Origin of the sequence: Neorhizobium vignae, from assembly GCF_000732195.1 — a bacterium.
GTDB lineage: Bacteria > Pseudomonadota > Alphaproteobacteria > Rhizobiales > Rhizobiaceae > Neorhizobium > Neorhizobium vignae.
The window spans coordinates 414,683-438,708 of sequence record NZ_JNNU01000003.1; the positions used below are offsets into that span (position 1 = coordinate 414,683).

Sequence of the window (24,026 nt, forward strand, 5' to 3'; positions counted from 1 at the left end):
TGACCTGACGTTAAGTTACTTATCGGTCTTCGTGACACCTTCCAGACGTGTCGTCTGGCTCGGATGCCCGACATAGCCCTGCACACGGCTCGTCAGGACGATCGGTTCGTAGCGTTCGAAAAGCGGCAGAACAGCAGGCTTCTGGGCAACGAACATTTCCTGCATCTGAACGTAAAGCGCTCCGCGCTTCTTCGCGTCCGGCTCCAGCGCAGCCTTGGCCGTGATCGCTGTCAACTCGGGAATGTCCCAGCTGGAACGCCATACGAAGTTGCCGGCATTGTTGGCCTTCAGCGAATTGTCGGGATTGCTCGAGAATTGCTCCATCGCGCCCAGGACATTCGGCATATAGGCCCCGGTTTGCGGGATCAGGAGATCGAAATCACGCGCTCGGTGCGCGGCGATGATATCCGCACCATTGCCCTGCATGATATTGATCTTCACACCGATCTGGCCGAGCGACGCCTGGATCGCGGTCGCAAGATCGATGCGCGGCGTCTGGGCAATCGTCTTGAGGTTCAGCGTAAAGCCGTCCTTGTACCCGGCTTCTGCAAGCAAGGCCTTTGCCTTTGCCACGTCCAGCTTCCAATCCGGGCTCGGAATGGCATATTCGAAATTTTCCGGAACGGGAACCGTGCGTGCCCGGCCGTATGGCCCCATGATCGCCTTTTCCATGCCCTTGTAGTCGATGCCGTAGGCAATCGCTTCGCGGACCTTCGGATTGGAGAGCGGTTCCTTGCCGGCATTCATCGACAGGACATAGAACCCCCCTGTCGGGACGCGCTGGATTTCATAACCCTGCTTGCCGCTAAATGTTGCAAGGTCGGTCGCGGTCAGTGCGCTCGCGATGTCGATATCGCCACGCTCGAGCATCAGCCGCTCGACCTGGCTTTCAGGCACATGCCGAACGACGACGCGGCGCATCTTCGGCTGTCCGGCGACATAATTCTTGTTCGCGTCGAGGATGACGATCTCGTTCGGCGTCCACTTGTTCAGCGTGAAAGGGCCTGAGCCCGCCGAATTGGTGCGTAGCCATGCATTGCCCCAATCGTCGTTGACGACATGGCTCTTCAGTTCCTTGCTGTCGACAACGCTCGCGATGACCATCGCCAGACGATAGAGCAGGAGTTCCGACGTGACCTCGCCGGAAAGGTCTATGCGCACGGTCTTCTCGTCCGGCGCCGTGACCAGCTTTTCAACGTTGCCGCCGTTGTAGCCGACACGCTTGAGATTGGCGGCCGCGGCCTGGTCGAGTTTCAGGAGGCGGGTGATCGAGTATACCACGTCCGCGGAGGTGACCGGGTTGCCCGAAGCGAATTCCGCCTTGCGCAGATGGAATGTGATCCCCTTGTCATCGATCTCCCACTTTTCGGCAAGTTGCGGGGAAATCTTTCCAGAACCGTCGGTCGAAACCAGGCGATCGTAGAGGTTTGCCATGATCTCGTTGGCCTTGGCTTCCGTCGCCTGATGAGGATCCAGCGAAAGAACCTGGGCAAGCGAGGTCGCAATGACGAGCTGGTTGGCCGGCGTCTCGGCAAAAGCTGCCGGCGTGCCGAAAGACATGACGGCAAAAGCCGCGCCGACAAGCAATCGGGCGCAAAGGTATTTCATTGTAACTCCTCCCAGAGTGGACCTAAGACATAACGGGGTTGTCCAGATGTTGTATGATGACTTAGCCAACTTTTTCAGGGATGGCAAGCTTGCCGCACGAGCCTTCCGCGAGCCTTCATTTTACAGAGCTTGGGGAGTGAACGATAAATCTCTATGATAATACGCATTATCAGCCGATTTCATGCTGATTTCTCAGGAGGAAGAGGCAATGGAAAGCCAGTTGTTCAGGTCTGGTTTCGCCCACCAGATCTCCACGTTTGCCGCACGAAGATACTCGACAGCCGCTAAGAAATCATATTAGGTCGTATGATATGATACGCTTAGGGAGGATGTTGAAATGTATGTGGGCACCCAAGTTGGCGCGAGAGACGATGACGACTACCGCGTTTTCGCTCAGTTGGGATTGAAACACATCTGTGCAGATCCGCCCGGCGCGCCGTCGAGCTGGAAACTGGAAGATCTCGAACGTCATCGCGACAAGATTGAAAGCTTCGGGCTCATCCTCGACATGATCCAGCTTCCGCTTCCGTCGCAGCCCATCGAGAAGGCCTCCTATCCGGATATCCTCCTCAAGGGTCCCGATCGCGACCGGCAGATCGACGCGGTGTGCAGGCTGATCGAGGAAACGGCCAAGGCCGGGATACCGTCGGTGAAATACAATCTCAACCTGATCGGCATCCCACGTACGGAGATGGAACCCGGGCGGGGCGGGTCGCTCAACGAGGCCTTTAGATGGGACAAGGCCGACCAGCAGGCTCAGCCAGGCCTGGCGGGCGTGCTGTCCGAGGACGAAAACTGGGAGCGGATCGACTATTTTCTGGAACGCGTGGTGCCCGTTGCGGAAAGCAACAAGGTGCGGCTTGCCTGCCATCCCCATGATCCTTACACCCCGCCCGGCTACAAGGGCGTTACTCGCGTGCTCGGCACCGTCGAGGGTCTGAAGAGGTTCGTGCTGATGCGCGAGAGCCCCTATCACGGTCTCAATTTTTGCCAGGGCTCGATCGGTGAAATGCTGGACAATCCCGGGCAGGAAATCGACGATATCATTCGCTGGTTCGGGACGCGCGGCAAGATCTTTAATGTCCACTTCCGCAATATCGCGGGCGGAAAGCTCTCCTTCATGGAGACCTTCCCGGACGAGGGCGACATGGACATGGTACGCTCTCTCAAAATTTATAAGGAGGTCGGCTATCGCTACATGATCATGCCGGACCACGTTCCCACGATAAGCGGCCGCGACCCTACAGGCGTAGCCTTTGCGTTTTGCTACGGCTATATAACGGCCTTGCTCGAAGCAATGAAAGACTGACTTTGACGGTCGCTCATATGCCACGTCGTTGATCGAAGCTGCCGGCTCGGCAGCTCCCTTCCCGAAGCGATGCAGGAGGGCTCCGTCCTTGATCTTGCTGCCACGTCGTCATGGCCCCGTCGCGGGAGCGATCTGCATCTGGACGGGCACGAGCTTGTCCGGTTGGCCGGAAAGCGGCTCCTGACCGGTCAGGCGTTCGTCGGCTGAAGCGGGAGGCGGCGCGGGGGGCGTCGTCGACGCGGTGATTTCCGTTCCGATACCGGATACTCCGGCGGGAAGCCTGTCGCTTTTCGCGGGCGATGACAGTTGCTGATTGACCGACACCTGGTCCGTACCGATCGGCTGGGGCGTGACGCGACCGTCGGATGAAGCAACGCGCCAGACGGTATTGCCGGCGTCATCGGCAACAAGCAGCGCTCCCGTCCCATCGATCCCGACGCCGACCGGCCGTCCTTTCGCATGGTCGCCCAGGATAAAGCCCGTGACGACATCCTGCGCCTTGCCAGATGGCTTGCCATTCTGGAACGGGACGAAGATGACCTTGTAGCCATTGAAGCTGTCCCGATTCCAGCTGCCGTGCTCGCCAATGAAGGCGCCGTTTGCATATGCGGCTGGCAGGGCGGAATTCATCGAGAAAGTCAGTCCGAGCGCGGCGACATGGCTGGACAGGGCGTAGTCCGGCTGGACTGCCTTTTTGACCATGTCGGGACGGGGCGGATGAACGCGAGCGTCGACGTGGTTGCCGTAGTAGCTCCACGGCCAGCCGTAGAAGGCACCGTCCTCCACCGAAGTCATGTAATCAGGAACGAGGTCCGGGCCGAGCTCGTCGCGCTCGTTGACGACGGTCCAGAGCGCACCCGTTTCGGGATTGAAGGTGAGGCCGTTCGGGTTGCGCAGGCCCGAAGCGAAAACGCGGGCGGCGCCGGTCTGCCGATCGACCTGCCAGATCGCAGCACGGCCTTTTTCTGCTTCGAGCCCGTTCTCGACGATGTTGGAGTTCGATCCGACCGAAACATAGAGCGTCCGGCCGTCAGGACTGAGGGCAAGATCTTTTGTCCAATGATGATTGATCGGACCGCCGGGCAGTGGTGTCAGCGTTTTCGGCGGCCCGGTGATTTCGTTCTGGCCGAGTCCGTAGGGGTAGGCAAGGATGGCGCTCGTCGTGGCGACATAAAGCGTGTTGTCGATCCAGGCGAGGCCGAAGGGAGAATCGAGCTTCTTCAGGAGGTCGTGGCGTTCATCGACCGTGCCGTCGCGATTGGTGTCACGCAGCAGGGTGACGATATTGCTTTCTTTCTGTTCACCGCCACCGCCGTGGGCGATCGACATGATCCAGTCGCGGATGAAATCCTTCGGCCGCGACGTCGGCTCGCCAGCCGGACCGCGGGACTGGACGACGAGTACATCGCCATTCGGCAGAGTATGGACGTTGCGGGGATTGGCAAGGTCCTTGGCATAGGCAGAAACCTTCAGGCCATCGGGAACGGCAGGCGTCTCGCCGTCCTTCCAGCCGATCACTTCCGCGACCTTCAGATCAGGTATCAGGGAAGGAGAAGGGTCAGGCAGGACCGGGTTCGGGCCGATCTGCTGGGACAGATCGAATTTGGCTTCCTGCGCCGACGCGCCGAGCCCGAGGGAAATCGACAGAACCGAAGTGCCGAGAATAAGGAACCTCATCATCATATCCTCCAGGCCAATCTGGCATATTTGCGGGCGGAAACAGCCGCTGCCGCCAGGCAAAGCACAAAGGTCAAGGCAGAGAGCGTCAGTCCATAAGGGACCACGGCGGTCCATCCGTCACCGGCATGGACGAGGCTGTTCAGGACGGCAAGGGCGAGGATGACCAGGTAGAGAAACGCGGCTGGGAAAGCCGGCCGGAGTGGACGGGTGCGGGGCCGCACGAGGTCTATGAGACCAGCCAGGATCGCAACCACGCCGAACATCAGGCCAGCTAACAACAGCCATGCGGAGAAGTTCTGCCACATGAGGTTGTTTGTCTGCCAGAAGGCGATATCGGTCGCGAGCGCAAGTGTGAAGCAGACGAAAGGGAACGGGACGAAAAGCGACTGTATCGGATAGGCGGCCGCGTCTCGATTATTGGAGGAAAGTACAGCCATGGCATGCTCCCAGAGGCAAGAGCGCGAAACATGCCATCCAACCCGCAGAAGCAGGGGATGGTTCCGTTCCAGTGTTGCGCCCATGAATCGGAAGTATTTTTCGTCTGCAGAGTCCCGTCACCCGGTGTGGCAAGGCAGGATCAATGGCTTGCGTCGGCAAGCGGCAACCTCCGCCGGCGGAGCCGCCCTCAATTGAATGGAACTTTCAGGATTTGACTTGGTTCGGGGGACTTAGCGCGATGTTCCAGCCAAAGCCGGCACTCGGCATGTCGCGCCGTCATACCCAAGGAAACAAGCCAGTCCATCAGCGAGAAAACTGGAATGGAGGTTCAGATGAAAAAGTTTATTGTCATTGGATGTGTCGGGTTGTGCCTCACAGCTTGCACGTCGACTGAACGAGGGGCGGGAATCGGCGCCGCCACCGGTGCCGTCGTCGGCGGTGTGGCAACGGGCAACGTTCGCGGGGCCGCGGTTGGTGCGGCCGTGGGTGGCGTGACCGGCGCTTTGATCGGGAATGTCGCGGGGCAGCCCGGCCGCTGTTACTACCGTGACCGCGATGGGAACCGCTACGTCGATCGATGCTGAGGTCTCTCGGCCATTACGAGGAACGTTCCTTCAACCCAAGCAGCCAGAGAAGATAAGGCCCGCCGATCAGCGCCGCAAAGAGGCCGACCGGCACCTGATAGGGATAGATGACGACGCGCGACAGCCAGTCGGCCATCATGAGCACGCCAGCGCCGATCAGGATTGCCGCGGCAAGTTGGTGATGCAGCTTCTGGAGGCCGATCAGCCGAGCGAGATGCGGCGCGATCAGTCCGGTCAGGCTCAACGGGCCAACGAGGAAAGACGAGATCGCCGTCATCAATGCCGCAAGGACGGCGAGTACAAGGCGGGACGGCAGGACGCGAAGGCCGATGCTGCGGGAAAGGCCTGTGCCGAGCGGCAGGATGGTGAGCCAGCGGATCATCAGGAATAGCGGCGCGGTCAACACGATGAGCGTGATTATCGCGGTCCAGGCTTCGAAGGCGCCGGCGCGACTGGTCGATCCGGCCATCCAGGTGAGCAGGATATAGCTGCGCATGTCACCCTGGGCGAGCACCATGCTGACGATCGCCATGCAGAAGGCGCTGATGGCGATGCCGGCGAGCAGCAGCCGTTCGGCCGAAAACCCGGAGCGGCCGGCAATCGCAATCATCACCAGGAGGGCGGCAAACGAGCCGAGCGCCATGCCGAGAAGCATGATGGCAGGCGATGGGACGCTGAACAGGAAGAGAGCAGCCGTCAGCCCGGCACCGCCGCCGCTCGAGACACCGAGTACTTCGGGACTGGCGATCGGATTGCCGGTCACGCGTTGCATGATGAAGCCGGCTGCTCCGAGCATGGCGCCGGCACCGCCGGCAGCCAGGATACGCGGCAGGCGGAAGGGCAGAAGCTCGGAAAAGAGCGGGCCGGTTGCAACGCTCCAGCCTTGATCCCTCGGACTTAGCCCGAGTGCGAGGGCGAAGATGATGGCAAGCGCCAAGGCAAGCAGCGCCAGCGTGACCGCAGGCTTTCGAACCTGCCGAGAGGCGGCATCGGCCGTTGCGGTTACGGCCGAAAAACCGTGGACGCGCGGCAGGAGCATGAGAAGCAGCGGTCCGCCGAGCAGAGCGGTTGCGGCACCTGTCGGCACGAGATCGGAAAAACCCGGCCCGAGCAATTGCGTCAGGCAATCGGTCAGGAAAAGCACCGCGGAGCCCGTCAGAGGAGCGGTCATCATCACCTGTCCGGTTGTGCGTGCACCGCAGAACCTGGCCATGGTGGGCGCCGCAAGGCCCAGGAAGCCGATAATGCCGACGGTTGCCGTGACCGAGGCGGATAGCCAGACCGCGAGGACGAGGATCGAAAACCGCACCCCATGCAGCGCGACGCCGAGGCTTCTGGCACTGGAATCGTCAAGCGCCAGGACATTCAGCGGCCGTAGAAGGAGTGCCGCGGCGAGGATGCCCGCCGCGAGCCGCGGCGCCAGCGAGATGACACCACTCCAGTCCTGCTGGTTGAGCCCGCCCGCCCCCCAGACATGGATCGACATGGCGTATTCGCCGCGCGCCAGAACCAGGGTCACGCTGAGCGAAGCCGCGATCAGGCTGACGATCATGCCGGAGATCGCCACAGTGACCGGATCGAGCCCGCGCCGCCAGCTCAGCACCAGCACGATTGCCACCGCGGCGAAACCGCCGGCAAAGGCAATCAGTTCGCGGGAGATGCCGGTGAGAAGCGGCAGAAAGCCGAGGCCGAGTGTCAGCGCCAGTTGCGCCCCTGAAGCAATGCCGAGGGTCGAGGCATCTGCAATCGGATTGCGCAGCACCCGTTGCAGCAGCGCGCCGGCAAGACCGAGTGCTGCGCCGGCGATCAAGGCGATCGCAGCGCGGGGCAGAAGGCTGTCCCACAGCAGGATTGCGTCGAGCACCGCGGCAGTCGCCGCCTCTCCGGGAACGTGCGGGCGAAAAGTTAGAAGCAGGATGAACGACGTAACGCAGGCGATGCCCAGCACGGCGGCAGGGAGAAGATGGGGCAGGCCGTTGCGCATGGGCATTGGGAGACTAGCCGTTCCGGACACGGGATATCCCTTCCGCCAGGAGATTCGCAAAGCGGCTCGCGGCCGGCAGTGCCCCATAGGGATTGATCGATCCGACCGTCAGCACTCGGTTTTCACGCACTGCGGGCAAGGCCTTCCAGAAAGCACTTTCGGTCAGCGTCGCAAAAGCGTCTTCCGGATGCGGAGGAATGAGGACGATCCAGGCGTCGGGCATGGAAGCCAACGTCTCGATACCCATCGGCGCCATGGCCGAATAGCTGGTCGCGCCTGTCCACGCGTTGGCCAGCCCGAGGCGTTTCAAGACCTCGCCGAACATGCTGTCGGAACCGAAGACCCGGTAGTGGCGCGCATCGCCGAGATTGATCGGCAGGACGGGGCGGCCGTCACCCCTGGCGAAGAGGCCCCTGTAGCGATCGAGCCGGGCAGCGAGCTCCTCGACCATCCCGCGGGCCGCAGGTCGCCGCAAGCGCTCGCCGATCGCCAGCGTTGCCTGTTCTGCAAGGATATACGGGCTTTCGCCCGGTTTGTAGATCGAATGGGTTTCTACCGGTGCGATCCGGCTCATCAGCGGATTGGCCCAGGCATAGAAATTCGAGTTGAGGATCAGGTCCGGGCCGGCAAAGCGCAGCACCTCGAAATTCGGCGTGCCGCGCAGGCCGAGGTCGGTAACGCCTTCCGGGACATCGGGCTCGATCGCAACCTGTCGGAACTGGCGAAGCTCGGTCGCCGCCACGACATTGGCGCCGATCGCGAGCAGCGTTTCGAGAAGGGCCCAGTCGAGCGTTGCAACCCGCGGCCCCGCTTCCTGGGCCCGCAGAGTACGCGCCGCCGCCAAGGCGGCTGCGGCTGTAAGCATGGTTCTACGGGTCAATTGCTGCACTATTGGCCTGTCTCCAAACGCACAGGAAGGCCCGAGCCAGGCCTTCCTGCAGAACCTGTGTCAGATCGTCAAACTACCAGACCTTGCTGATCTTGAAGTTGACGGTGCGGGCCTCGCCGTAGCCGCAGAAATACTGCGTGTTGCAGCCTGCAACATAGCTCTTGTCGAACAGGTTGGTGACGTTAAGAGATGCTTTCCAGTCGTTCTTCTCGTAGCGGATCGCCGCGTCGAAGACGGTCGCATCCGGAACGCGCAAGGTGTTCTCATTGTCCGCCCAGGACTTGCCGCGATAGCGGACGCCGGCGCCGAAACCGAGCCCTTCCAACGGCCCTGCCGTAACGGTGTAGTCGAGCCAGAGCGAACCAAGAACGTCGGGCACGACGTTGGGTGTCCTTCCGATCAGCGTCGGATTGTCCTTGGTGATCTCGATGTCCGTATACGACGCTGCGGCGATGACCTTCCAGTTTTCGTCCAGATTGAACTTGCCTTCCACTTCGACGCCCCTTGAGCGGACTTCGCCGAGCTGGCTGGTTACCCCGCCGGTGGTGATCGTGTAATTCTGTTTCGTGATGTCGAAGACGGAGGCCGTCAGGCTGCCGTCGAGCCAGGTCGGCTCGTACTTGACGCCTGCCTCGAACTGGTAGCCTTCCTCGGGCTTTGGCGCCGCGCCGCCCGTCAGGCCGACGATCGGGCTGAAGAAGGTAGCGGCGCTGACATAGGGCGTCAGGCCGTTGTCGAACTCGTAGGCCAGACCCGCGCGGCCGCTCCAGGCACGGTCGTTGCTAGAATAGTTCGCCGTTCCTCCCGGCAAAAGGTCATCGATCTCGTTGTGGACATAGTCGTAGCGGCCGTTGAACGTGGCGATCCAGCCGTCGCCGAACTTGATCTGGTCCTGCGCGTAAACGCCGACCTGATTGATCGTGTAGACCTGGTTCAGGTTGCGGCTAATTGTAACGGGCGTGGCGCCGTATATGGGGTTATTCGGGTCAAAGTTGGAATCGAATGGGAAAGACGTCCCAAATTGATCTGTATGCAGGCGATAGTAGCGGTAATCGAGACCAACCATGACCTTATGGCTGGCGCCGCCGAGATCGAAGTCGTTTTCCAATCTGTTATCGACGTTAAAGGCATCGCCCTTGGATGTTATATCTTCCCCATAACGTCCAACGAAGGCATCGGTCTGGTTAAAATCGAAGGGGTAGATATACTTTTCACGCTTATCGAGGTTGGCATAACGCAGGTTCTGCGTGAATTTCCATCCACCTTCGAATTCGTGCTCGAACTCATAACCGATCATTTTCTGTACGACACGGCCGTGGTCAAAGCCGGGCTCGCCGAGGAACTGGTCACGCGGGATCTTGCCGTAGCCGGCGTCGACGACCGTGCCGCCGTAGGGCAGCAGGCCGTTGGTCGTGTGGACCTGGTCGAGGCCGCTGATATAGGCCCAGACCGTCAGGCTGGTGCCCGCGTCCGGCGAGAAGGTGAACTGCGGCATGATAAAGCCGCGCAGGTCCTCGCTGTAGTCGGTGTAGTTGTCGCCACCGGCGATCTTGCCGGTCAGGCGATAGCTGAAGGTGCCGTCCGGGGTGATCTTGTCGGAGACATCGAAACCGAAGTAGGCGTTGCCGTTCGTGTTGATGCCGGTCTCGGTGTAGTAGTAGGGCTCGTCGGTCGGACGCTTGCGGATCAGGTTGACGACGCCGCCGGCATTGGCGCCGCCGAGCAGGACGGAGGCCGGCCCCTTGAGGACCTCGACGCGCTCCAGCATGAACGGATCGAGCTGGAAGCCGCCATAGGCGTGGCTGGTGAGCGCGAGGCTGTCGAAGAACACCCCCGTCTGCGAAGCATTGAATCCGCGAACATAGATCCAGTCGGTGTCAGGGTCCGAGCCGTAGGGCTGGCCGAACACGCCGGGCGTATAGAGGAGCACCTGGTCGATCTTGCTGACGGCGCCGCGGTCGTCCATTTCTTTCCGGCCGATGACCGATACGGACTGCGGAATTTCCTTGAGCGGCGTATCGGTCTTGGAACCGGTCGTCGACTGCCTCGCGACATAACCTTTGACCGGGCCGGTTCCGTCGCCTTCGCCCTCGCCACGAATGACGATCGGCGCCAACGTCGTATCGGCATCCTGGGCATGAGCCGCCCACGCGCTGCAAACGGCAATAAACGCCACACCCGCACCCAGGCCGAGCCTTGCCCCCAACGCTGTTTTTCTCTTGTCCATTCTATGCCCCACTCACACGAACTTTTCGCCGCTCGCAGGCAGCGGCATTTCATAAGGTGAGCAGTTAACTCATATTTAAAGTTTCGGCTTGGTTCGATCGGCGACAATTGAATGCTTTTGGGCAAATTCAGAAGGAGTGAGCAAATATTTGCGGAAATGCATCACTGCTGCCTAGCCTTACGCCAGCGGGCCGGAGTGGTCCCCACATGTTTGCGGAAGACCCTGGTGAAATGCGCCTGGTCCGAGAAGCCGGTTTCGGCGGCAACTTCGGTTAACGCATAGACCTCCGACATCAGCAAAGCTTTCGCGCGTTCCAGCCGGGCATTGATCTGCCAGTCATGGGGCGCCATTCCGGTCGATGCCTTGAACGAATGGCTGAAATGCGATGGCGACAGGCCCGTCAGGTCAGCGAGTTCCTGCAGGCGGATATTGCGCATGCAGTTTTCGGTGATGAAATCCGTAGCGCGCCGCAGTTGTGCTACTGCCAGCGTTCCTCGCCGCCGGGGTGGTACCTTTAGCATCTTCAGGACATCGATGACGAGCGCCAGGGCGAGCCCGTCCCCATAGAGATCATGCAACGGCTCCGGATTGGAAATCTCGGCGGCGATCAGTCCGGCCAGCGCCATGACACGCTGGTCGGAGAACAGCAACTGGGGGTCTTTGAGCTTTTTTGGGTTGATGTCTTCCATCAAACGGCGGCCGAGGATGTCCGCGTCGAAGTGGATATCGAGGTGGCGCACATACTGTACGTCGGCAATGTCCAGCCAAAGCTCCATGTCGGCGGGAATATAGGAGATCGGGCTCTGACTGCTGTCCTGTGGCGCGCCGCGGGATTTCGGGGAAAGCTTTACTACAGGGCGTCCGCGGCCGCGCTGGTCGAGCAGGATGAACAGTCGCGGATCCCGTGCCACGTAGTGGCCGCCCGCATAGGCGGCGCATTCCACGTCCCACAGGTCGGCGGTGATGCCGTTCCAGTAACGGCGCCTCAGCCCCCCGATGACCGAAAAACCCTCGATCCTGTTCTGCATCCGCGGTTGAAAAATCATGCAGCTACCCGAATAAATAAAACTTGCATATTTTTATCAACTTTAATCCACTGTATCAATCCCGCGGGCGTTGCAGATGCCGCATCCTCCCGATCTGCGCGGCACGCGGGTGCAAATACACATAGTGACAGGCCGGCAACGTGACCAACGGCACGATAAAGGACGTCGGTTGACCGGAACGTCCGATTCGAAGAAACATGAGTCTAGTTTCCGGTTTGAAAGACGACGGACGGATGGTAACCATGCCGCTGAACCCAAATGAGCGTGAGATCGCCAAGGCAAATCTCCCTCTCCTGTCATTGAAGGAGGCGAGCTTTGCAATCGAAGGCCGCGTCCTCTTACATCCGCTGACGCTCGATCTTCGGGCAGGCAGGTCGATTGCTCTGATCGGTCACAATGGCTCCGGCAAATCGACAATGTTGAAATTGATCGGCCGGCAGCAGGCGCTGAGCGCGGGTACTGTCCAGTTCGAGGGCAAGCCCCTTGAAGACTGGAGTGCGCGGGAATTCGCCCGCCGGCTCGCCTATCTGCCGCAGCGGACGCCAGCCGCGCCCGGCATGCTGGTCAAGGAACTTGTGGCGCTCGGGCGTTATCCATGGCACGGCGCGCTCGGCCGGTTCAGCGCCATCGACAAGCAGAAGGTGGAGGAGGCAATCGAGCTCACCGGTATCGGCTCTTTTGCAGAACGCATGGTGGACAGCCTGTCGGGCGGTGAACGCCAGCGTGCCTGGCTTGCCATGCTCGTGGCACAGGATGCCACCTGCCTTCTGCTCGACGAACCCATCTCCGCGCTCGATATCGGCCATCAGTTGGAAGTCCTGTCCTTGACGCACGACCTTTGCCGCGAAAAGGGCATCACCGTCATCACCGTGCTGCACGACGTCAACATGGCCGCCCGCTTCTGCGATGAGATCGTCGCTCTGCATTCCGGCCGGTTGATTGCCCATGGCACCCCGCAAGAGGTCATGACGACCGAGGAACTCGTTCGCATCTACGACGTCCGGATGGATATCCTATGCCAACCCTCAAGCGGCCGGCTGGTGGCGTTGGCGCAGTAATTTCAAGTATGCAAGTCGGGCCCGCTGGAGATTGCCGTTGGACCGTAACCATAAGAAGACGGCGCACATGATCCGTCATGATGACATGGATGCGGAATAGCGGCAGCCGTCACGCTGCCGCACGATCTCACTCGTTTTTTAGAACCTGTATCCTACTCCCAGCATTGCGAAGGGTTGAACATCGTCCTTGACGATCGGGCTGTCCTTGGCATCGCCGAGCACGAAGCCGGCGCCACCGGCCCCCGTGACGCTCCAGTTCTCTGTCATCATGTAGGTGATGGAGCCCTTGAGATCGACGCGCTTGACGCCCGCCTTCGCTTCGTATTCTGCCAGGCCGGACTGAGCTGACTGGATCGAAGTCACCCCGAAATACGACTCCATGTGCTTGTCGTCGGCCCATGTGCCGGACACATCGGCGGAGAAGATGAACCGTTCGTAGCGATGGGAAACTTTCGCGCCGAAAGTGCCCGTTAGTCCCGCGCTGCCGCCTATCGTCTTGTCCAACTTGGCGTAGACGCCAAATGGACCGACGTCATAGCTGACGATCCCTCCGATGACCCCGCCCATGTCGATGTCGCCCAGACCTCGCAGATAGTCCGAGTCGTCCTCCTTGCGTCCCATTTCGACGCCACCGGTAACGCCAACCCTGAAGCCGTTTGTTTCGAAAAGATCGATAGTGAGGCCACCGGTATCGAGATGCACGCGCTCCCCAAACTGGGCGGAGACGAGCGGAAACGGCTGCACCTCGAATTCGTCGGATCCTTCGTATTCGGGCAGGTAAACCGCCCCGACGCCGATCGTCACCTTCCAATCATGCAGTTTGCCGCGAATGCCGCCGTAGCGTGCCGTATCGAACTGTTGCGGAGGGGCAATCGCCGCATCGGTCGCTTCAAGGTCGGCCGCGAGTGCCGTGACCGGGAAGAGTGCCGAGGCTGCGGCCAATGCCGTGATCGAGATTTTTATCGTCCACCGTCGCTGAATGATGTCGGAAGCCCCAACTCCGCTTAAGACCGTATTGCGGTGCCGGTCTTCCGGATGATGCTGATCGTGCTGGCTCACCAAATTAACTCCTGATTATAAAGGCTAAAGAAACCGGGGCATGGTTTCGGGGAGAAGTTGCGGCTGAAGAATTGCCGCAGCATTACAAGTCGAGATGAAAACCAGCCGGCAATGTCGGTGCGGCAGGGCGAAGCGATGGCGGCCAATCCTATTGCCAATGCCGGCGAGCAGCGGACGAACGGAGCAAGGCTTTTGGGGGTGCCGGCCAGTGCTCCGTCCGTCCATGCCGCCTTACGGGGTCAGGTGGTCGCTGGAGGGTCCGACCGCCGTTCTTCCGTAAAAAGTGCAACGGCTTCGCTGACGCGCATGCCGGTCCTCTCGGGTGAGATGTCAGTGCGTAATGGCCGGTTTCGGCTTCTTGTCGGTCCATTCCGGCGGCGCGCCGTACTTGGCCGCCACGGCTCCCACCAACCCAGGCGCCCGCCCGAAGGCGTCGCAAGCCGGGTATTTCGGTTTTCCGCCGAGCCAGGACCGCATCCGCTGCCCTGAAGGAAGGGAGATGTTCAATCCTTTCGGCTCCTTGCCGGAAATGAGCATTCGCGAAAAGTCGGACGCGAACTTGGAGGCGAGGCCATATGCGTCCCCGACTTCGGAAACGCGGGGTTTGTCCTGGATCGAATTTGCGCCGCGGGCCCACACCATTGCCGCGCTCTGAATGCCGCCGCCGTTGACAGCCTCCGCTTCGACCGCCAATCCGCCGAGGCCGAAGGGCAATCGCGGCACGCTGACGGGCAGGACAAAGCCGGTACCGACGGTGACGGCGGTTGCGACCCCGGCCACGGCCCTGTTTGTCGGTACGATATCGGTGACGACGGATCGTATTGTCAGATCTGCCGGTTGGCCGGCCGGGACCATTTGATACTTGTCGCTGAGCGCGACGCAGAGCGCCCGGTCCAATGCGTTCGACACCAGCGAGCGGTCGGCTTCCGTTTTGATCCGGGATTCGGCGCTGAAAGAGAAAGTTGTCGGCACGATGCTGACCGTCTTGACCGTGGTCAGATGTCGCCCATCGACGTAAAGGCGTTTCTTGGCCAGCGTTCCCTTTGGCGTGCCAAGATTGCTGTAGGAAGTCAGTGTGCCTGCCTCCTTCAGTGGCACCGAGGTGCATCCCGTTACCGCCAGGGTCAGGGGCAAAGCGAAACATAGAGATCTGAAAGCTGATTTGGATGGAGATCCGGCAACTCGGAAAAATGGTTCAATGGATGGATTGCTGCGCACGCCTTCGGGCCTCCGTCACGGATGTACTGGGGTGACAGTGCGGGGCAAGGATTGCCGCAGCATTACAGAGGATCGGTCACGGGGTGGACCCGGTGCCGTCTGTCAGAGTTCGATTGCAACCTGCGTTCCGGTCGAGCCGCTTTGGAGACTGACTTGCCCCCGGTGGTTTGCGACGATCTGTTTCACCAGGCTCAAACCAAGGCCCGCGCCTCTGCTTTTGGGGGTGACGCGATAGAAGGGCTCGAAAACCAGCTCCTGATGTTCGGCCGGTATGCCTGACCCTTCGTCGGCCACGGTGATCCGCCCGCCGGCCAAGACCGAAATGGTAATCATTCCCCTATCGCCACCGTGGTCGATCGCATTGCGAACCAGATTGCTGATCGCTCTTGGCAGAGCGGAAGGGCTGCCGCGCCGTTCGAGGCTTTCCACCTCGCTTTGAAAAGAGATCTGGTAGCCGGCGGCGATCGCCTGAGGCGCCAGGTCGGCGACTACTGTCCGTGCGATCTCGACGAGATCGACCGCTTCATGGAGCTCGGTCGCCTGGTCGTTTCGCTCAAAATCGAGGAGCTGTTCGGCGGTCTCGGCCAAACGCGCAACGTCGTTCAACAATCGCCTGCGTTCCTGGCCCTCGGGCGTCCCATCGATCCGGGTCTGCATGATGGCGATCGGTGTTCTGAGCTCATGCGCCGCGTCGATTAGGAAGCGCTGGCGTTTCTTCAATTCGTTCTCAAGCCGCTCAAGCGTACCGTTGAATGCAATCACCAGCGGAGCAACTTCTTTGGGAATACCTTCCACCGGCAGGCGTGCTCCATGCTGGCGCGGTTGGATCTGCGATGCTTTGTCAGCGACATCACTCACCCTTGCAAGCGCGCGGCCGACGATTCGCGGGACGGTAAGGAAGATCGCTGGCAGAGCGACGGCAAGCAGAGAGACATAGATCGGGTAGGCCCTGGTCAAAAGAGCGAATGCTGGCCAACCTTTGCCAGCCACTCCACCAAAAAGAATCCGTACCTCGCCGAAAGCTGTTTCGGCACTATCGATCGTCGCGACCTCTTTTGTCGTAGCCGACCCCCGTATGTCTGCATCGTCGAACAGATGGACCAGATGCGCGAGATCCCGATAGGGTGGGGGGATGGTGCCATAGGACACGGATACACCATCTATCGTAGCCACCACATACCAAAGCGCACTGTTCTGCTCCTTGAGCGCCTTTAGCTCCAGCGTTTCTCGCAACGCCAAATGTCCTTGGTTGTCGCGTGACGTGGCCGCAGCTATCGCTGAACCAACTGTCTCTTCCATGGCGATGTTGGGCGACATGATCGTCGCTGCCCATACGCAAAGCCCGATGATCACCGCGGCAACCACGGCGACGATAACAAGGCTGAGCTGCCAGCTGAGCTTCCACCAAAGGGACGGGTTGGATCGGTTCGAAGGGCGCATCATTCTTCCTTCAGGAGATATCCGACGCCTCGGATGTTATGGACCGCGACGCCGGCGCCGGCATCCAGCAGTCGTTTGCGCAGTCTTGAAATATGCGCATCGAGCGCATTCGACTGGATTTCTTCTTCATAGTTGTAGACTGCCGCCTCAAGTGTCGATCGAAGGACGGTTTTGTCTTTCCGTTTGGCCAGCGCCGCCAGAACGAGAAGTTCGCGCCTGGGCAGGTCGAGCGGGGTCGATTCGACGGTCACACTCAAATGCAGGGGATCGATCACCATCCGGCCGACAGTAATCTGAAGTTCCGTCAGGCTTGGCGGTCGTCGCAGAACCGCCCGCAATCGCGCCATCAGCTCGTCCACAAGAAACGGCTTGCCCAGATAGTCGTCCGCGCCGACATCCAGCCCTTCGACCCGCTCCAACGGCTCATTGCGCGCCGTCAGCACAATGACCGGCGTGTCGGTGCCCGTCCGCCTCAGCATCGGAATGAAGGTCAGGCCTTCGCCGTCAGGCAGGCGTCGATCCAGAAGAATCGCGTCGTAGCTATTCTGGCGCGTCAATTCGAAAGCGTCCGCAAGATGCGTGGTGTGATCGGTGACGATGCCGTGTTTGCTCAGCGCCCTTGAAAGAGCGTCAGCCAGCTCTCTCTCGTCCTCTATCAATAGAAGTCTCATCGTCCCTTGGCTCTCCTGTCCCGTCCTTCTCCGCCGCGAAGATTGCGGCAGCATTACGGGGGACAAAAGAACCATCAGGTAATGCTGCTGCAATTGTCGAAGCCTAGCAACCGGAGCCATCCAGTCGCGAAAACGCGAGGCGCCGCCGCAGGTGGCCGTGCATTAAATCCAAGGAATGTCGCTATGGCTTTGAAATGGACGATGAGATTGACCAAGGCAGGAATGCTCCTGGGGGGCGTCTACCTCGCTGTCGTGTTTATCGATCCCGCACGCGGAACGGTTGATGCAAATGAGCGGGTGAAAGAGGTCGTCGCCGCGGTCGCGGGGAACCAGCTCGATAGACCGCTGGAACTGGAACCTTCGGAGATCGCTGACATCCGGCCCACGTCGATGGCGGAACGGGTGAGCGTCAGCGGCGACCTCGAGCCGATCAACCGCGCCGTCCTGCACGCCAAGGATGGAGGAAAGATCATCGAGGTTCGCGCCGTTGCGGGACAGGCCGTCAAGGCAGGGGACGTGCTGGCACGTTTTGAGACGGATGATCTCCAATCGATCCTCAAGCAGCGTGAAGGGGATCGCGATGTCGCGGCGGCGGAGATGCTGCTCGCCACGCAGTCACTCAACAGGATCGAACAACTCGCGGATAAGAACATTGCAAGCCAGGAGCAACTCGATAAGGCACGAAGCCAGGTTGCCGCCGCGACCGCCAGACTGAAAGGCCTTTCAGCACAGGCGGATATCGCACGCACCGCTTTGCGGGACGCCGAAGTTCGGGCGCCGTTCGATGGGGCGATCTCAAATCGGGCGATCAATCAGGGCTCCCGCGTCGGCGCCGGCGCAGAACTTTTCACGATCGTCGATACGCGCATTCTGGAAGCAAAAGTCCTGGTCTCCACGCGCGACGTTCACCGTATTGCCATCGCCCAACGGGCAGAACTGCACATCGACGGGCTTGACGGGCAAACGGTCATCGGACGGGTGGATCGTATCAGTCCGGTCGCCGACCGCGGCACGCGCTTCATCCCGGTCTATATCCGGCTCTCCAACAGTGGCGCCCATCTGAGGGGCGGATCGTTCGCGACAGGCTCGATCGTGGTCCGGCAAAACGAAGACGCGATCATCATACCGGCGATCTCGCTTCGCAAGGACGAGACGGGAGACTATGTCCTCAAGCTGAAAAAAGGCCGTCTTGTCCGCCAGCCCGTGACCGTGGGATCGGGATGGGGCGGGAGTGACAGCCTGGAGGTTTCCGAAGGCCTGGCTTACGGCGACACGATCGTGACCGCACCGCTGCCCGAGCTGCGACCGGACGTCACCGTCACGATTTCGAAGGCGAGCTGACATGTTCCTCACCCGCATTTCCATCGGTCATCCCGTTTTCGCCACCATGATGATGGTGCTGCTGCTTGTGCTTGGCGGGTTTTCCTACGAGCGCCTCGGCGTCGACCAGTTTCCGAATGTCGACGTTCCGGTTGTCGTGGTCACAACGACCTACCCGGGTGCCACGCCCGAAACCGTCGAGACGGAGGTGACCAGGCCCATCGAGGAGGCGCTCAATACGATCAGCGGCCTCGACGAGATCACGTCGACGTCCTACGAAGGACGGTCGGTCGTCATCGCCCAGTTCAAGCTGGAGGTGGAGAGCACGACCGCAGCGCAGGACGTCCGCGACAAGATAGCGGCCCTTGAAGCAGACCTTCCCGAGGAAGCCGCCAAACCGGTCGTGGCCCGGTTCAATCCATTGGACGAACCGATACTTTCGGTGGCAATTAGTTCGCCCTCTCTCGAAATGCCGGAACTTACAACGATCGCCGACCAGCGCGTATTGCGCCAGCTGACGACGATAGCCGGGGTAGGGCAGGCGACGCTGATCGGCGGTCAGAAACGGCAGGTCGACATCAGCATCGACGAGACGCGGATGCGCGCATTGGGCATCGGCGTCGACGAGGTCATCGAGGCCCTCCGGACCACCAACCAGAACAGGCCCGCCGGAAGCGTGACCAGCGGTATCACCGACCGCACCATTCAGGTGCAGGGACAGATTGCGGAGCCGAAGGACCTTCTGGATGTGATCGTTGCCCGCCGCGGCGACGGGGATGTCTATCTCCGCGATGTTGCCAACGTAAGGGATGGCGCAGCGGATCCGGAAAGCCGCGCGATCTATAACGGCGAAACAGCGCTCGCCGTGGCCATCGTCAAGGTCCAGGATGCGAATACCGTGCAGGTGGTGAGCGATGTGCGAAAGCGGCTCGATCAGCTGAACGTCGAACTGGGCGCCCAAAACGTTCGGCTTCAAATCATCACGGATGCCTCGGCCCCCATTCAGGAATCGCTCGGCGAGGTGCAATCGACACTAATCGAGGGAGCGGCATTGGCGGTCGCCATCGTCTTCCTGTTCCTCAACTCATGGCGAAGCACGGTGATCACCGGGCTGACGCTTCCGATCGCCATGATCGGCACGCTCGCCGTCATCGATTTTCTCGGCTTCACGCTCAATATGCTCAGCCTGCTGGCGTTGACGCTCTCGATCGGCATCCTTGTCGATGACGCGATCGTGGTGCGCGAGAACATCATGCGCCATCTGCACATGGGCAAGTCGCATTTGAAGGCCGCTCTCGATGGCACCAACGAAATCGGACTCGCTGTGACTGCGACGACGGCCACGATCGTCGCAGTCTTCCTGCCCGTAGCATTCATGGAAGGCATGGTTGGCCGTTTCTTCTACGAATTCGGCGTCACAGTTTCCGCTGCCGTGCTGATCTCGCTGTTCGTCGCCTTCACCCTCGACCCGATGCTTTCCAGCGTCTGGCATGATCCCGATGCTGAGCCCGACGCACGGCGCGGACCGGTCGGACGGCTGATTGCGCGTTTCGATGACGGGTTCGAAAGGCTCGCCGAGCGCTATCGAGAGATCATCCGCTGGACGCTGCGACATCGTTTGGTCACGCTCGGCCTGACTGGCGGCATCCTCGTCGGCAGCATTCTGATGGTTCCTCTGGTGGGCGTCGAATTCGTTCCCAATGCGGACGAAGGTCGATTCCAGATCAACGTGACGACGCCGGCAGGCTCTTCGTTGGACTATACGCGCACCAAGGTTGGGCAGATCGAGAAGGCGCTGCATGAGTTTCCGGAAGTTGCTTCGATCTACTCGACGATCAATACCGGCAGCGCCATCGGCAAACACAAAGCCGCCATTCTCGTCAGCCTCGTGCCGCTGGAGCGGCGCAAACAGGCGCCCGCCACCATTGCGGGTCCCATCCGCGAGCGTCTTTCCGTCATACCGGGCGTCAAGATCGCCATCATCCAGGAGGGCCTGGGCGGAGGCGCCAGTCCGATCCAACTGAGCGTCCTGGGTGACGATCAGCGGGTACTGGAAAAGATCGCCGCGGATCTGACCAAGGGCATGCGCGGGATGCCCGGCATGGTGGATATCAATTCAAGCGCTGGCGAGGAAAATTCCATCCTTTCCGTCCGGCTCAAGCGCGAGCAGGCGAGTGATCTTGGCATCGGTATCTCCGAGCTGGCCGGAATGCTCTCGCCGCTGATCGGCGGTGAAGACGTTTCCAGCTGGACCGATAGGCGCGGAGAAACCTACGACGTTGTCGTCCGGCTTCCCCGCGACCAGCGCGCCAACGCCGCCGCCCTCGGGGAGTTGATGATCAAAGTCCCGGGCAATGACGCAAGCGGCAGCCCGCACATGGTCCGGCTGGATCAGGTCGCGGACATCGCAGTCGTCCCGGCGGCTTCCGAGATCCGTCGTCTCGACATGTCCAGAGAGATCCTGATTTCGGCGGATGTATTTGGCCGAGCCGCGGGGGATGTCACAGCCGAACTGGAGGCCATGGTAGCCAAGCAAGATTTGCCGACTGGCTACCGGATAAAATTCGGCGGGGATTCCGAGGACATTCAGGAAGCGACAGGCGGCATGTTCAAGGCGCTGACGATGGCGGTGATCTTCATCTATGTCGTGTTGGCTTCGCAGTTTGGAAGCTTCACCCAACCGATCGCCATCATGGCTGCACTTCCCCTGTCGCTGATCGGCGTGCTCCTCGGCCTCATGGTCGCGGGAAGTACCATCAACATGTTCTCGATGATCGGCTTCATCATGCTGATGGGGCTCGTTACCAAGAACGGCATCCTGCTGGTCGACTTCGCCAACCGGGAGCGCCGGCAGGGGGCGACCCTCAGCGAGGCGCTTGTCAATGCAGGCGCCGTACGGTTCCGCCCGATCATCATGACATCGCTCGCGATGATCGCCGGCATGATCCCGCTCGCGCTGGCGGCCGGTGGCGGCGGCGCGCAACGGGCTCCGATGGCGCATGCCGTCATCGGCGGCCTTGTCAGTTCTACCCTTCTGACCTTGATCGTGGTGCCCGTCATCCTCTCCTACATCGACAGTCTGGCGCTTTGGATTGCGGGGAGGCTGCGGACGCATTCGATCGGCGAAAACGAACTTCATTCGCCGAAATCGGCACAGCCATGACCCGCAAAACAGTTCTTCGCCTCTTCGGCAGGTTCCTTCTATCCGCGATCATGCTGGCGGCCCTCCTTGGAGGACCGCTTGTCCTGCTGATTTTTCTCTCGAGGCGGTTCACCATGTAGAGACTTCGCGCTTTGTCGAGCAGGAGCAATCGCGTCAATCCGATCACGATGATGAATCAGCGGTCCGCAGAACTGCCACCGGCACCGAAACGCTGTGCTGCAATAGGCAATTCAGCCCCGATGCCTAATTCCCGCGCGCGCTGCGCAATTCACGCTCGCCTCTTTCGAGTGCGCTGGCATTCAATACCTTGCGGAGCAGGGCGACGGCGACGGCGCGCATGCGAAGATTGTACCAGCCCTCGGGGCCGTTGCCGGGCCCCTCGTAGACGTCCAGTTTTTCATAGAGTTGCTGAAGGCGGTTCTGGACGCTTCGTAACGAAAGCTTTTTTCGCTGGGCTATCGCCTTGTCGGTCAGGCCGAGTGCCACATCCACCAGGATTTCGTATTCCGCGTCGCTCAGACCGTGCGCAGTACCCAGGCTTTTCTGCTGGATGCCCCGGACCTCGCGGTCGATAACGCATTGCGATTCGATAAAGACGCCGCGCAATGCGAGCTTCAACCGCTCGTCGGAAGTAGATTTCAACACGTATCCGTATGTCGCACCTTCTGGCACGATACGCGCCACGCCACGCACATAGGCTTCATCGGAATAGTTCGACCAGAACAGAATTTTGGTATCCGGCCGTTCGCGCCAGATAGTGCGGGCCGCCTCGATGCCGTTGCGTTCGCTCATCTGCAGGTCCATGACCACGTGCTCGGCTCGGGATTGGCGCGCCTGCACCTCACCGGCATGGCCGTTTTCCGCCTCCAGAACCGTGTCGCATTCAGGCAATGCCGCCCGCACGGCCTCGTGCAGGTAAGACCGGTGCAGCGGGTCGTCCTCGATGATCAAGACTTTCATGCCGATTTCTCCGCAACATGCCTGCGTTCCATTGACAGCACGACCTTGGCCGTCGTGCCGCGCCCGCCGGGATTGCCGCCGATCTCGAATTTTGCCGAGATCAGCCGCGCTCGCGTCTTCATATTGCCAATCCCGTGCCCGGCCTTGTCGCGACCGTTGCGCAGGCCGCTCCCGTCGTCGCTGATCTCGATCGACAGCGCGTCGCCCTGGATACGCAGATGTACCAGGATCGTCTTCGGTTGCCCATGACGGATCGCGTTGTTGACCGCTTCCTGGACGATGCGGAACAGCGCGGTCGCCACGGTCCTGTCGAGGTCGAGCAATGCTCCACCTGTCTCATCGACCATCCGCCAGGCGACCGGCAGGCCGCTTTCGCGCACCGAGCGTTCCAGGTGGTTCTCGATCGCCTCTGCCACGCCGAAAAGCTGCAGCACGGTCGGCTTGGCCTCCTCGATGATCTGGCGAAGGTCGTGCATGCATTGCTGCAGGGTGCGGCAGAGTGGTTCGAGCGCATCTCCATGCATGTCCGGAAGTCCTGAAAGCCGCTCCATGCGCCGTGCGAGCCGTGTCAGGTCGGCGAGCGTCTGGTCATGAAGGTCCATGCCAATCCGCTGCCGTTCGGCCTCCAGGGCCTCGGTCAGCTTGAGCGCACCCAGCCGCAATCCCTCTTCGCGGGCGCGGGCCTCCGTTTCGACGATTGCGGAGCGTTTGGCCTGTTCGGCAGCCCTCAGTGCAAAGAAATATGGTGCCAAAAGGTCGGCGATCGAGCGGGCGTTCTCGACGTCCTCCATCGAGTACTTGCCATGCTCGTGGCTGGAGCAGCTCAGGGCGCCGATGATGTCCCCTTGAACCTTGAGCGGCACATGCAGCCGGCTTCTCAGAGACAGTTCGATTATCGGGCTCGAAAACGCGCCATCGAAATGAAAGCGCGGATCGGCACAGGCATCCGGCGAAAGCAGGAAATCCACCTCGCCGGACAGGAGCGTACGGATAGGGCTGCCGGTCAGCAGCGCCGGAGGCTGTTGGCTCCAAGCGGTCGCAAGCCCGCTCTCGTAGGCGATGTGGTATTTCCCGTCCAGCATCTTGATGCATACGTCGAGATGATCGTGCGGAATGATATGGCTGATCTCAGCCGCCACCGCCTGGATGATCGAGTTGAAATCGAGTTGGCCTGCGAGCAGCCGGGAAATTCCGAGATAGCGGTCAAATAACGCGCTTGGCGCCGGATTGAGCATGACGGACATCCTCCAGTCCTCCAATTATTAGACGCCTCGCTGCTGCTCTTGTCTTGCGGGAACCCGCAAATTTTCCGCGAATACCCGCAAGCAGGTTGCTTGTATGCGCCTATACAACATCTGATTTCTCCTCCATG

The 24,026-nt window shown here is 60.6% G+C and carries 18 protein-coding genes; 5 read left to right on the top strand and 13 right to left on the bottom strand.

Going from position 1 to position 24,026, the window contains the following annotated elements:
* Positions 1-15: 15 nt before the first annotated feature.
* Entirely contained in the window at positions 16-1,560 is a 1,545-nt protein-coding gene (locus GQ59_RS06560; RefSeq protein WP_432762570.1) for an ABC transporter substrate-binding protein, read from the bottom strand.
* Positions 1,561-1,945: 385 nt separating this feature from the next.
* On the opposite strand from GQ59_RS06560, the gene GQ59_RS06565 reads away from it, so the two are divergent.
* Positions 1,946-2,917, top strand: coding sequence for a mannonate dehydratase (locus tag GQ59_RS06565; protein WP_037078982.1), 972 nt, complete (start codon positions 1,946-1,948; stop codon positions 2,915-2,917).
* A 108-nt stretch (positions 2,918-3,025) separates the two neighbouring features.
* On the opposite strand, the gene GQ59_RS06570 is transcribed toward GQ59_RS06565, so the two are convergent.
* Together GQ59_RS06570 and GQ59_RS06575 are read right to left on the bottom strand one after the other, a co-directional pair.
* Complete coding sequence (locus GQ59_RS06570) at positions 3,026-4,597, bottom strand: PQQ-dependent sugar dehydrogenase (RefSeq protein ID WP_037078984.1); 1,572 nt, start codon at positions 4,595-4,597, stop codon at positions 3,026-3,028.
* Positions 4,597-5,034, bottom strand: coding sequence for a DUF2231 domain-containing protein (locus GQ59_RS06575; protein ID WP_037078987.1), 438 nt, complete (start codon positions 5,032-5,034; stop codon positions 4,597-4,599). Before GQ59_RS06575 ends, GQ59_RS06570 begins: the two co-directional genes overlap by 1 nt.
* Before the next feature lie 333 nt (positions 5,035-5,367).
* Here GQ59_RS06575 and GQ59_RS06580 point away from each other — a divergent pair, with 333 nt between their 5' ends.
* Entirely contained in the window at positions 5,368-5,619 is a 252-nt protein-coding gene (locus GQ59_RS06580) for a YMGG-like glycine zipper-containing protein (RefSeq protein WP_037079248.1), read from the top strand.
* A gap of 13 nt (positions 5,620-5,632) precedes the next feature.
* On the opposite strand, the gene fhuB is transcribed toward GQ59_RS06580, so the two are convergent.
* The 4 genes from fhuB to GQ59_RS06600 form a co-directional block, all read right to left on the bottom strand.
* On the bottom strand, positions 5,633-7,603 hold the full coding sequence (gene fhuB / locus GQ59_RS06585; RefSeq protein WP_037079251.1) for a Fe(3+)-hydroxamate ABC transporter permease FhuB: 1,971 nt from the start codon (positions 7,601-7,603) through the stop codon (positions 5,633-5,635).
* A 13-nt stretch (positions 7,604-7,616) separates the two neighbouring features.
* Positions 7,617-8,468, bottom strand: coding sequence for an ABC transporter substrate-binding protein (locus GQ59_RS06590; protein WP_037078989.1), 852 nt, complete (start codon positions 8,466-8,468; stop codon positions 7,617-7,619).
* Between the two features lie 97 nt (positions 8,469-8,565).
* Positions 8,566-10,719: a TonB-dependent siderophore receptor gene (locus GQ59_RS06595; protein WP_037078990.1), complete on the bottom strand. Its 2,154-nt coding sequence runs from the start codon at positions 10,717-10,719 to the stop codon at positions 8,566-8,568.
* Positions 10,720-10,880: 161 nt separating this feature from the next.
* Positions 10,881-11,765, bottom strand: a complete 885-nt coding sequence (locus GQ59_RS06600) for a helix-turn-helix domain-containing protein (protein WP_037078992.1) — start codon at positions 11,763-11,765, stop codon at positions 10,881-10,883.
* 242 nt (positions 11,766-12,007) lie between these two features.
* Between GQ59_RS06600 and GQ59_RS06605 the strand changes: the two genes are divergently transcribed.
* Entirely contained in the window at positions 12,008-12,823 is an 816-nt protein-coding gene (locus tag GQ59_RS06605) for an ATP-binding cassette domain-containing protein (protein WP_051903832.1), read from the top strand.
* A gap of 138 nt (positions 12,824-12,961) precedes the next feature.
* Here GQ59_RS06605 and GQ59_RS06610 read toward each other — a convergent pair whose 3' ends face one another.
* The 4 genes from GQ59_RS06610 to GQ59_RS06625 form a co-directional block, all read right to left on the bottom strand.
* Entirely contained in the window at positions 12,962-13,807 is an 846-nt protein-coding gene (locus GQ59_RS06610; RefSeq protein WP_037079256.1) for a MipA/OmpV family protein, read from the bottom strand.
* Positions 13,808-14,212: 405 nt separating this feature from the next.
* Entirely contained in the window at positions 14,213-15,100 is an 888-nt protein-coding gene (locus GQ59_RS06615; RefSeq protein WP_037078995.1) for a DUF3313 domain-containing protein, read from the bottom strand.
* A 102-nt stretch (positions 15,101-15,202) separates the two neighbouring features.
* Positions 15,203-16,540 (bottom strand): sensor histidine kinase, encoded by a 1,338-nt coding sequence (locus tag GQ59_RS06620; RefSeq protein WP_037078997.1) that lies wholly within the window; start codon positions 16,538-16,540, stop codon positions 15,203-15,205.
* Positions 16,540-17,211, bottom strand: a complete 672-nt coding sequence (locus tag GQ59_RS06625; protein WP_037079000.1) for a response regulator transcription factor — start codon at positions 17,209-17,211, stop codon at positions 16,540-16,542. Before GQ59_RS06625 ends, GQ59_RS06620 begins: the two co-directional genes overlap by 1 nt.
* A 183-nt stretch (positions 17,212-17,394) precedes the next feature.
* Here GQ59_RS06625 and GQ59_RS06630 point away from each other — a divergent pair, with 183 nt between their 5' ends.
* Both GQ59_RS06630 and GQ59_RS06635 read left to right on the top strand, forming a co-directional pair.
* Positions 17,395-18,552, top strand: coding sequence for an efflux RND transporter periplasmic adaptor subunit (locus tag GQ59_RS06630; RefSeq protein ID WP_037079003.1), 1,158 nt, complete (start codon positions 17,395-17,397; stop codon positions 18,550-18,552).
* 1 nt (position 18,553) lies between these two features.
* Complete coding sequence (locus GQ59_RS06635) at positions 18,554-21,694, top strand: efflux RND transporter permease subunit (protein ID WP_051903833.1); 3,141 nt, start codon at positions 18,554-18,556, stop codon at positions 21,692-21,694.
* A 243-nt stretch (positions 21,695-21,937) separates the two neighbouring features.
* On the opposite strand, the gene GQ59_RS06640 is transcribed toward GQ59_RS06635, so the two are convergent.
* Together GQ59_RS06640 and GQ59_RS06645 are read right to left on the bottom strand one after the other, a co-directional pair.
* Positions 21,938-22,654 carry a response regulator transcription factor gene (locus tag GQ59_RS06640; RefSeq protein ID WP_037079005.1) on the bottom strand — a complete coding sequence of 239 codons (717 nt, stop codon included), beginning with the start codon at positions 22,652-22,654 and terminating at the stop codon, positions 21,938-21,940.
* A complete protein-coding gene (locus tag GQ59_RS06645; RefSeq protein ID WP_037079261.1) occupies positions 22,651-23,889 on the bottom strand; it encodes a GAF domain-containing sensor histidine kinase in 1,239 nt (412 codons plus the stop codon). Before GQ59_RS06645 ends, GQ59_RS06640 begins: the two co-directional genes overlap by 4 nt.
* Between the last annotated feature and the right edge of the window lie 137 nt (positions 23,890-24,026).

Bases quoted from the DNA above. Each gene is read 5' to 3' on its own strand.
- fhuB (WP_037079251.1), bottom strand. From the start codon at position 7,603: ATGCGCAACGGCCTGCCCCATCTTCTCCCTGCCGCCGTGCTGGGCATC.
- GQ59_RS06635 (WP_051903833.1), top strand. From the start codon at position 18,554: ATGTTCCTCACCCGCATTTCCATCGGTCATCCCGTTTTCGCCACCATG.
- GQ59_RS06600 (WP_037078992.1), bottom strand. From the start codon at position 11,765: ATGATTTTTCAACCGCGGATGCAGAACAGGATCGAGGGTTTTTCGGTC.
- GQ59_RS06605 (WP_051903832.1), top strand. From the start codon at position 12,008: ATGCCGCTGAACCCAAATGAGCGTGAGATCGCCAAGGCAAATCTCCCT.
- GQ59_RS06560 (WP_432762570.1), bottom strand. From the start codon at position 1,560: ATGTCTTTCGGCACGCCGGCAGCTTTTGCCGAGACGCCGGCCAACCAG.
- GQ59_RS06590 (WP_037078989.1), bottom strand. From the start codon at position 8,468: ATGCTTACAGCCGCAGCCGCCTTGGCGGCGGCGCGTACTCTGCGGGCC.
- GQ59_RS06575 (WP_037078987.1), bottom strand. From the start codon at position 5,034: ATGGCTGTACTTTCCTCCAATAATCGAGACGCGGCCGCCTATCCGATA.
- GQ59_RS06565 (WP_037078982.1), top strand. From the start codon at position 1,946: ATGTATGTGGGCACCCAAGTTGGCGCGAGAGACGATGACGACTACCGC.
- GQ59_RS06625 (WP_037079000.1), bottom strand. From the start codon at position 17,211: ATGAGACTTCTATTGATAGAGGACGAGAGAGAGCTGGCTGACGCTCTT.
- GQ59_RS06620 (WP_037078997.1), bottom strand. From the start codon at position 16,540: ATGCGCCCTTCGAACCGATCCAACCCGTCCCTTTGGTGGAAGCTCAGC.
- GQ59_RS06570 (WP_037078984.1), bottom strand. From the start codon at position 4,597: ATGATGAGGTTCCTTATTCTCGGCACTTCGGTTCTGTCGATTTCCCTC.
- GQ59_RS06580 (WP_037079248.1), top strand. From the start codon at position 5,368: ATGAAAAAGTTTATTGTCATTGGATGTGTCGGGTTGTGCCTCACAGCT.
- GQ59_RS06645 (WP_037079261.1), bottom strand. From the start codon at position 23,889: ATGCTCAATCCGGCGCCAAGCGCGTTATTTGACCGCTATCTCGGAATT.
- GQ59_RS06595 (WP_037078990.1), bottom strand. From the start codon at position 10,719: ATGGACAAGAGAAAAACAGCGTTGGGGGCAAGGCTCGGCCTGGGTGCG.
- GQ59_RS06630 (WP_037079003.1), top strand. From the start codon at position 17,395: ATGGCTTTGAAATGGACGATGAGATTGACCAAGGCAGGAATGCTCCTG.
- GQ59_RS06640 (WP_037079005.1), bottom strand. From the start codon at position 22,654: ATGAAAGTCTTGATCATCGAGGACGACCCGCTGCACCGGTCTTACCTG.